Raw genomic sequence first — 5,455 nt, 5'->3', positions numbered from 1 at the left:
CAGACGGCTCGACGGTCTCGACCTCGGTCACGTTGTTGCTGGTCATCGATGCATCTTCCATGATCGGGAGTTACACCGAACGTTTTACAGTCCCGTTCGGGGTGGGGCAGGTGGCGGGCCAGGAAGGTGGACATCGGGGAGCGTGGGTACTTGAGCTGGCCGGTCGGGGGCAGGCGTGCGAGCGGGTGACGGCCACGTAGACGAGGCGTGCGAGGGCGGGGTGCACGGTGCCGGCGTCGTCGGGCAGGGTGAAGCCGGGGCCGATGCGGACGCGGTTCCATTCGCGGCCCTTGGCCTTGTGGACGGTGGAGACGACGACGCGGGCCTGTTCCTCGTCGCTCATCTCCTGGACCGTGCGGATGATCTGGTGGGGTCCGTAGGTGTCGACGATGTCGACGATCGCTTTGAGGTCTGCGGCGGCGGAGTCCTGCTCCGCGTACTCCTGGACTTCTCCCCAGGAGGAGAAGAGGGCGAGGTCGTGGTGCGGCGTCCGGCCTGCAGGTCGATGGCCGCCTTCGCGATGCTCAGCAGGGGCTTTCCGCCGCCGACCAGGGCGACGGGCACCTTCCGGTCCAGGAAGCGCAGGACTTCGGCGAGGGCGTCGGCGTTGCCCCGGCACAGGACCGCGTCGGGGGCATCCACCTCGGTCAGCTCCGACGGCTCCGCGGCGTGACCGGTGAGCTGCATGCTCGAGGTGGCCGCGCGCAGCCAGTGGTTGGCGACATCCGCGATGGGCGGGCCGAAGCGGAAGGACTGGGTGAGCTCCATCCTGCTGCCGAGGAAGCCGCTCATGATGTCCTTGGCGTGACGCCACTCGTAGATCTGCGTGGGAGGGATCTCCCACGCAGACATGCTGGGCCTGTTGCGCGAGGAAGCGTTTCGGAGCAATAACGCGCACGGGCCCGACGGTCCCACCCTCCGCGATGTCCTTCTCGCCGGGACGCGGCTTCGTTGTGCCGACAGTCTTGATGCGTTGCGAGGTAGGTCAGTGTTGTTCGCGGAAACGGGTGCCGTAGGGGTTGTCGATCCGGTAGCGCCAACGGCCGTCGGTGCCGCGGTGTGCGATGTCGGTGGCGGACCCGTTGAGGTGCACGTGCTGTCCGCTCGGACCTGTGCCCGTCACCCCCCAGTCCAGCAGGACGAGGGCGATGTCTCCTGAGACGATCAAGTGCCGGGCATGTGCCTGCATCGGCAGTCCCAGTGCGAGGAAGCCCTGAAGTTCACGCCGTATTCCCGCCGGGTCGCTGACGGCGGCACCCGAGTCGGTGACGAAGACGGCTCCCTCTTCGTAGAGCCCCATCATCGCCTCGACCCGACCGGTGTTGAATCGCTCCATGAGCGCAGCGGGGATGTTCTCCGGTTCGGTCGGCAGGGTGAATTGGTCGGACATGGCTCTCTCCTCACATGTGACGGGACGGTGGCGGGTGTGGCACTCAGACGTACGTGATGACCGTACGGAATCGGGCCTTGCCCGCGGCGGTACGCCGATAGGCCTCGGCGGCCTGTTCCTTGTCGTAGACCTCGACCCTGGGGGTGACCTTGCCGTCGGCCGCCAGTTGCAGGGCTTCGACGAGATACTGGGTGCCGTTGTGTGCGGAGCCGAGGATTTGGATGCTGTTCATCAGCATGGGCATGTTGCCCACCGAGAACGCATCGAACGCGACGCCCATGAGGACCACCCGCCCCCTGGGGCGGATGCCCTGGATCGCGTCCGAGGCGGCCGCATTGGAGCTGCTGGTATGCAGCAGGACGTTCGCGCCGCCTGCCGCCCTGAGTTCCGCTCCGTTGGACACGACGAGGTCCGCGCCGAGTTCGTGCGCCAGTTTCCGCTTGTCGGGTGAGTGGGTGAGCGCGATGGTGGTGAAGCCGGCGGCCTTGGCGTACTGCACGGCGAGGTGGCCGAGGCCGCCGATGCCGCAGACGGCCACTCGGTCACCGGGTTCCGGGCGGGCGCGCCGCAGCCCGCTCCAGGCGGTGTAGCCGACGCACATGAGGGGCGCGGCGTGTTCGTACGGCAGCCCCTGTGGGAGCAGTACGGTCGCGTCGGCGCGCGCGGCGACGTACTGCGCCTGAGCGCCGCTGACGTTCATTCCGATGAGCTCCGGACGTTCGCAGTTCTGGGCGGTGACGAAGTCCAGCGACTCGGCCCTACGGCACCAGGCGCACCGCCCGCAGCCGGCCTGCAGGGCCACGAGCCCCACCCGGTCCCCGACGGCGCGCGAGGTCACCCCCTCGCCGACAGCGACCACCTCGCCCGCACCCTCGTGTCCCAACGTCATGGGGAAGCCTGCGCCGAAGGACAGCTTCCCCTGTGTGATCCAGACATCGGTGCCGCAGATTCCGCAGGCGTGCACCTCGACCAGTACCTGGCCCGGACCCAGCGCTGGGATGCCGGTACTCCGCAGTTCCCAGTCGGCATGGAGGCCGGGCGCGACAACCGATTGAGACGGGGGCATGGACCCTCCTTGATTCCGTGCGCGGCCCGGAAGCCCATGGGTCAGTCAGGGCCACGCCATGTCACATTGATTGCACAGTTACGTGTCATGAAAGTATTCCTCCCTCCCGCTGACTCGTCAACGTTCACGAGACGCGGGTGTGCAACCAAATGCGCGTGCGTCGCCCGACTGCGTACAGTGAAAGCCCCCGTCGTGTGGGGCGGGCTTCGTGGAACGCGGCAGGGTATGTGAGGAACGGGCCGGAGATGGCAGAGCGGAAGACCAGGCGCAAGTACGAGCTGCGGCAGCGGGCCCAGACGATGAGCGAGACCCGCGGAAGGATCACCGATGCCGCGATCGAGCTCCACGGGACGGTGGGCCCTGCTCACACCACCATCGCCGGCATCGCCGACCTGGCCGGGGTGCAGCGGCACACGGTGTACCGGCACTTCCCCACCGAGGAGGAGCTGTACGCGGCGTGCTCCACGGAGTACTGGAATCGCAACCCCTGGCCGACAACGGCCCGTTGGGAAGAGATCACGGCACCGGAGGAACGCCTCACGGCGGCACTAGGTGATCTCTACGCGTTCTACGAACAGGTGGAGCCGATGCTGTCCAATGCGTTGCGCGACGCCCCTGCCATCGCATCGGCCGAGCGAAGCATTGACTCCTACCTGGCATACATGGAGAGGGCCGCGGCTACGGTGAGCGCCGGCTACGGGCAGTCTGCCGATCATGCTGCCGGGGTGACGGCGGCAGCTCCGCCTGCCGTGGAACGCTCACTGCTCGACGTTGCCGTCCGGCACGCCACGGCTTTCGGTACGTGGCGGTCCCTGGTCCGCAGCAACGGCCTCTCCACGACCGACACCATCAGAATGATGGCCGCGCTCGTGCGGTCCGCCGCCGACCTCGATGCCGCGGTGTGAACCCCCGGCGCCATGCACATGTAAGCTCCACGGGACGCGCCTATCGCGACTAAGCAGTACCTTCCAGGACTATTCCCCTGCTGCGGTGAGGCGTCTTCGCTTCGCCCCCGCCGGGGGTGGTCGGCGCTCTACCAACAAGGCATGAAGCGTACTGTCCGCGGTCTGCTCACCGCCGCTCCGGCCGCCCTCACTCTGGCACCCGCCGCCCTCCGCACACGCCATCCCCACCGCCGCGGCCGGGGAGCGGGTGCGGCTGCCTCTGCGGGAGGCCCTCGCCTCCCTGCCCCCCGCCGACGACCACCGCGACGGCTACAACCGGGACACTTTCCGCCACTGGGTCGACGCCGACGAGGACGGGTGCAACACTCGCGCCGAGGGGGGTCCTCCTCGAGGAAGCCGTCACCGACCCGGTGGTCAGCAACCATTGCAAGATCGGTGAGGGCCGCTGGTTCTCCTACTACGACAACGCCTACACCCGCCAGGCCGGCGACCTGGACATCGACCACGTGGCATCTGTACCCGCGACATCGTAGTGGGGCAAACCCGCTGGTACAGCCGTCACCGGAATGCCGGTGACACCCCAGCGTGTGGGCTCCCTGAACGACCATTGGGAGGAAGGCAAGAAATGAAGAAGGTTCTCCCCACGACCGTCGTTGCCCTCTCGGCGCTGGTCGCGTGCAGCGGCTCGGCAATCGCCCCGAACGACTTCAAGCAGCCGCGTGCGGAGGCAATCTCGGGCGTCCCCTGGATCGAGGACACCCTGATCATTGGATCGTGAAGATCCATAGGACAGGAGTTCCCGTTGGGAACGTCGAAGTACACGCCTGAGTTTTGGGTCGATGCCGCCGCGCTGTACCGCGCGAGCCCGGGGCGTGCGTATGCCTCGGTGGCCAAGGACCTGGGCGTCAACCACGAGACGCTGCGCGTCTGGGTACATGAGGCCGAGCAGGCCGCGGTGCCCGGAACTGCCGAGGCCACTGCCCTGGCGAGGGTCGAGTAGCCAAGGGGGATCTCACCCCTCGGCTCTCACAGAACCGTGCGTAACGGTCTCCCGTTACACGGCTCTTGTCGTTGTGATCATCAGATCTCTGCGGCCGCCGTGGTGAGGCGCCAGTGCACGAACATGCGGGGGTATCGCTGGGCGATCTCCTGCATCTTCGAGTACGCCTTCTTCTGGGCCGCGAGCCGCTTGCACTTGTTGCGGATCCATCGCACCAAGTAGGTGTTGACGCACGCCAAGAAGCGGTCCAACTCCCAAGGCCGGAACCGACCGTAGTAGTGATCCATCCCCCGATCACAGGATTCATCCTGCGGGCGAGCTCGTTGAAGGTCAGATCGGCACGTCGGTGCAGTCGCCAGGACCGCACCTCTCGGCCAATCCTCGTCAGAGGCTCCCTGCTGATCCCCGGCTCGAACGACAGGAACAGGTTCCCGTGCCGATTCCGGTTCTTCCGGGCGCGAAACGTGTACCCAAGAAAGGTGAAGGCCGTGCACTCGCAAAAGCGCCGGCGGTTGCCGTCCTTGCAGTAGACGATCCGGGTCTTGTTCGGGTGCAGACGCAGCCCGACCTCGACCATCCTGTTCGTGAGCGCGGCCAGCACCTGGCGGGCCTCTCGCTCAGTGACGCAGTGCAGTACCGCGTCATCCGCGTAGCGCTCGAACCAGACGGACGGGAACTCCCGTTCCATCCACATGTCGAACGCGTAGTGCAGGAACAGGTTCGCCAGAACGGGAGAGACCGGCGCCCCTTGGGGCGTTCCGCGCTCCCGCTCCATCTGGGAGCCGTCGGGCATGACGAGCGGAGCGGCAAGCCACCTCCGCAGGTACAAGTTCACCCAGACGGCGTCGGTGTGCGCGGCCACCGCCTTGACCAGCAGGTCCCAGGGCACGCTGTCGAAGAACTTGGCAATGTCGAGCTCGACCACCCAGTCCCGCCGCCAACTACGCTCCCGGCACTTCCCCACCGCGTCCAAGGCAGACCGTCCGGGCCGATATCCGTAGCTACTGAACTTGATTGGGTGATGTCGGGCCGTTCGCCTGACAGGGGCTGAGTCGGGTCGGTAGCTGTGGGGTGTGAGATACGCGCAGGGCGGC

9 protein-coding genes and 1 pseudogene are annotated in these 5,455 nt (G+C 66.9%); 4 read left to right on the top strand and 6 right to left on the bottom strand.

Annotated features, from left to right (window positions below):
* Positions 1-70 precede the first annotated feature (70 nt).
* The 4 genes from ACWD04_RS33680 to ACWD04_RS33665 form a co-directional block, all read right to left on the bottom strand.
* Positions 71-343 (bottom strand): ATP-binding domain-containing protein, encoded by a 273-nt coding sequence (locus ACWD04_RS33680; protein ID WP_451137532.1) that lies wholly within the window; start codon positions 341-343, stop codon positions 71-73.
* Complete coding sequence (locus ACWD04_RS33675; protein WP_451137531.1) at positions 340-852, bottom strand: hypothetical protein; 513 nt, start codon at positions 850-852, stop codon at positions 340-342. The genes ACWD04_RS33680 and ACWD04_RS33675 overlap by 4 nt, the downstream gene beginning before the upstream one ends.
* Before the next feature lie 133 nt (positions 853-985).
* Positions 986-1,390 (bottom strand): YybH family protein, encoded by a 405-nt coding sequence (locus ACWD04_RS33670; RefSeq protein WP_451137530.1) that lies wholly within the window; start codon positions 1,388-1,390, stop codon positions 986-988.
* 43 nt (positions 1,391-1,433) lie between these two features.
* Positions 1,434-2,456, bottom strand: coding sequence for an alcohol dehydrogenase catalytic domain-containing protein (locus ACWD04_RS33665; RefSeq protein ID WP_451137529.1), 1,023 nt, complete (start codon positions 2,454-2,456; stop codon positions 1,434-1,436).
* 245 nt (positions 2,457-2,701) lie between these two features.
* On the opposite strand from ACWD04_RS33665, the gene ACWD04_RS33660 reads away from it, so the two are divergent.
* From ACWD04_RS33660 to ACWD04_RS33645, 4 genes are all read left to right on the top strand, one after another.
* Positions 2,702-3,361, top strand: a complete 660-nt coding sequence (locus ACWD04_RS33660; protein ID WP_451137528.1) for a TetR/AcrR family transcriptional regulator — start codon at positions 2,702-2,704, stop codon at positions 3,359-3,361.
* 410 nt (positions 3,362-3,771) lie between these two features.
* On the top strand, positions 3,772-3,894 hold the full coding sequence (locus ACWD04_RS33655) for a hypothetical protein (RefSeq protein ID WP_451137527.1): 123 nt from the start codon (positions 3,772-3,774) through the stop codon (positions 3,892-3,894).
* A 92-nt stretch (positions 3,895-3,986) separates the two neighbouring features.
* Positions 3,987-4,139: a hypothetical protein gene (locus ACWD04_RS33650; RefSeq protein ID WP_451137526.1), complete on the top strand. Its 153-nt coding sequence runs from the start codon at positions 3,987-3,989 to the stop codon at positions 4,137-4,139.
* A 24-nt stretch (positions 4,140-4,163) separates the two neighbouring features.
* A complete protein-coding gene (locus ACWD04_RS33645) occupies positions 4,164-4,361 on the top strand; it encodes a transposase (RefSeq protein WP_451137525.1) in 198 nt (65 codons plus the stop codon).
* Between the two features lie 80 nt (positions 4,362-4,441).
* Here ACWD04_RS33645 and ACWD04_RS33640 read toward each other — a convergent pair whose 3' ends face one another.
* Together ACWD04_RS33640 and ACWD04_RS33635 are read right to left on the bottom strand one after the other, a co-directional pair.
* Positions 4,442-4,648 carry a hypothetical protein gene (locus tag ACWD04_RS33640; protein ID WP_451137533.1) on the bottom strand — a complete coding sequence of 69 codons (207 nt, stop codon included), beginning with the start codon at positions 4,646-4,648 and terminating at the stop codon, positions 4,442-4,444.
* A 218-nt stretch (positions 4,649-4,866) separates the two neighbouring features.
* Positions 4,867-5,325, bottom strand: a pseudogene (locus ACWD04_RS33635) (reverse transcriptase domain-containing protein); the annotation flags it as partial.
* Positions 5,326-5,455 lie beyond the last annotated feature (130 nt).

The sequence above is a fragment of the Streptomyces sp. NPDC002911 genome (assembly GCF_053591835.1).
The sequence above is the reverse complement of the archived record's forward strand: the minus strand, read 5'-3'. Positions and strand labels throughout refer to the sequence as shown.

Coding starts and splice junctions, on each gene's coding strand:
- ACWD04_RS33680 (WP_451137532.1), bottom strand. CDS start 343: ATGAGCGACGAGGAACAGGCCCGCGTCGTCGTCTCCACCGTCCACAAG.
- ACWD04_RS33675 (WP_451137531.1), bottom strand. CDS start 852: ATGTCTGCGTGGGAGATCCCTCCCACGCAGATCTACGAGTGGCGTCAC.
- ACWD04_RS33670 (WP_451137530.1), bottom strand. CDS start 1,390: ATGTCCGACCAATTCACCCTGCCGACCGAACCGGAGAACATCCCCGCT.
- ACWD04_RS33665 (WP_451137529.1), bottom strand. CDS start 2,456: ATGCCCCCGTCTCAATCGGTTGTCGCGCCCGGCCTCCATGCCGACTGG.
- ACWD04_RS33660 (WP_451137528.1), top strand. CDS start 2,702: ATGGCAGAGCGGAAGACCAGGCGCAAGTACGAGCTGCGGCAGCGGGCC.
- ACWD04_RS33650 (WP_451137526.1), top strand. CDS start 3,987: ATGAAGAAGGTTCTCCCCACGACCGTCGTTGCCCTCTCGGCGCTGGTC.
- ACWD04_RS33640 (WP_451137533.1), bottom strand. CDS start 4,648: ATGGATCACTACTACGGTCGGTTCCGGCCTTGGGAGTTGGACCGCTTC.